1 protein-coding gene is annotated in these 1,670 nt (G+C 71.0%); it reads right to left on the bottom strand.

All coding sequences use genetic code 11. The features are described from left to right. Nucleotides 1-79 precede the first annotated feature (79 nt). Nucleotides 80-1,670: transcription termination factor Rho (gene rho, locus TA90_RS07485; protein WP_052450637.1), on the bottom strand; the 1,591-nt coding region annotated here is incomplete at its 5' end.

The following is a 1,670-nucleotide window of genomic DNA, read 5'->3' as shown; positions in this document are numbered from 1 at the left end:
TCCGGTCCCGCCCCCTCACGCACGACGCCCCCGGGGAGCCGATCGGCCACCCGGGGGCGTCGCCCTCGTACGTGCGGGGTCAGTCCGCGTTCGGGGTCGTCTTCTGGACGAGCATGAGGAACTCGGCGTTGGACTGCGTCTCCTTGAGCTTGCCGAGGATGAGCTCGAGGGCGTTCTGCTGGTCGAGCGTGCCGAGCACGCGGCGCAGCTTCCACATGATCCGCAGCTCCTCGGGCTTGAAGAGCATCTCCTCGCGACGCGTGCCGGAGGCGTTGACGTCGATGGCCGGGAAGATGCGGCGCTCCGCGAGCTGGCGCGAGAGACGCAGCTCCATGTTGCCGGTGCCCTTGAACTCCTCGAAGATCACCTCGTCCATCTTCGAGCCGGTCTCCACCAGCGCCGAGGCGATGATCGTCAGGGAGCCGCCCTCCTTGAGGTTGCGGGCCGCCCCGAAGAACTTCTTGGGCGGGTAGAGCGCGCCGGCGTCCACGCCACCGGAGAGGATGCGACCAGAGGCCGGGGCCGCCAGGTTGTAGGCGCGCGACAGGCGGGTCAGGGAGTCGAGGAGCACCACGACGTCCTGACCGAGCTCCACCAGGCGCTTGGCACGCTCGATGGCGAGCTCCGCGACGACCGTGTGGTCGGCGGCGGGGCGGTCGAACGTCGAGGCGATGACCTCGCCCTTGACGATCGAGCGCATGTCCGTGACCTCCTCGGGGCGCTCGTCGACGAGGACGACCATGAGGTGGACCTCGGGGTTGTTGATCTCGATGGCCTTGGCGATCTGCTGGATGACCATCGTCTTGCCGGCCTTGGGCGGGGAGACGATGAGACCACGCTGGCCCTTGCCGATCGGTGCGACCAGGTCGATGACCCGGGGGGTGAAGGCCTTCGGGGAGGTCTCCATGCGCAGCTGCTCGGTCGGGTAGAGCGGGGTCAGCTTGCCGAACTCCCGGCGACGCTGGGCGTCCTCGACGGACATCCCGTTGACGGTGTCGACGCGGACCAGCGCGTTGAACTTCTGGCGCTGGCGCTCGTTCTCGCGCGGCTGGCGCACGGCCCCGGAGACCGCGTCACCGGGGCGCAGGCCCCAGCGCCGCACATTGCCCAGGGCCACGTACACGTCGTTCGGGCCGGGCAGGTAGCCGGAGGTCCGCACGAAGGCGTGGTTGTCCTGGATGTCGACGATGCCGGCGATGGGGGCCAGGACGTCGTCCTCGCGCACCTCCGGCTCGACGTCGCGCTGGCGTTCACGGCGGTTGCCGCCCTGCTGGTCACGACGGTCGTTGCGGTCATTGCGGTCGTTGCGGTCACGTCCACGACGACGGGAGTTGCGCTCCCGACGGTTGCGGGGACGCTGTCCCGCACCGTCGCCCTCGGGCAGTTCGATCTGGTCGAGGTCGCGGGGGTGCTCCTCGTGGCGGGACTCGCCCTCGTCCTCGCGGCGGGCACGCGGGGCGCGCTCACGACGGGAGTCGGCGGGGCGTTCCTGGCGCTGGCCCTGGTGTGAATGACGCTCCGCGTCGAGTTCCTGGGCGACCGCTGCCCGCACGTCGAGGGTGGCGGACTTGTCGCCACCCTGCTCCGCGCGCTCCGCGGACTCCGGGCGGTCCGCTGCCCGGCGCGGACGTCGGGCCTGCTCGCGGACCGGTGCCCGGTCCGGCCCCCCG

It is taken from the genome of Actinomyces polynesiensis, from assembly GCF_000820725.1.
Classification (GTDB): domain Bacteria; phylum Actinomycetota; class Actinomycetes; order Actinomycetales; family Actinomycetaceae; genus Pauljensenia; species Pauljensenia polynesiensis.
The sequence above is the reverse complement of the archived record's forward strand: the minus strand, read 5'-3'. Positions and strand labels throughout refer to the sequence as shown.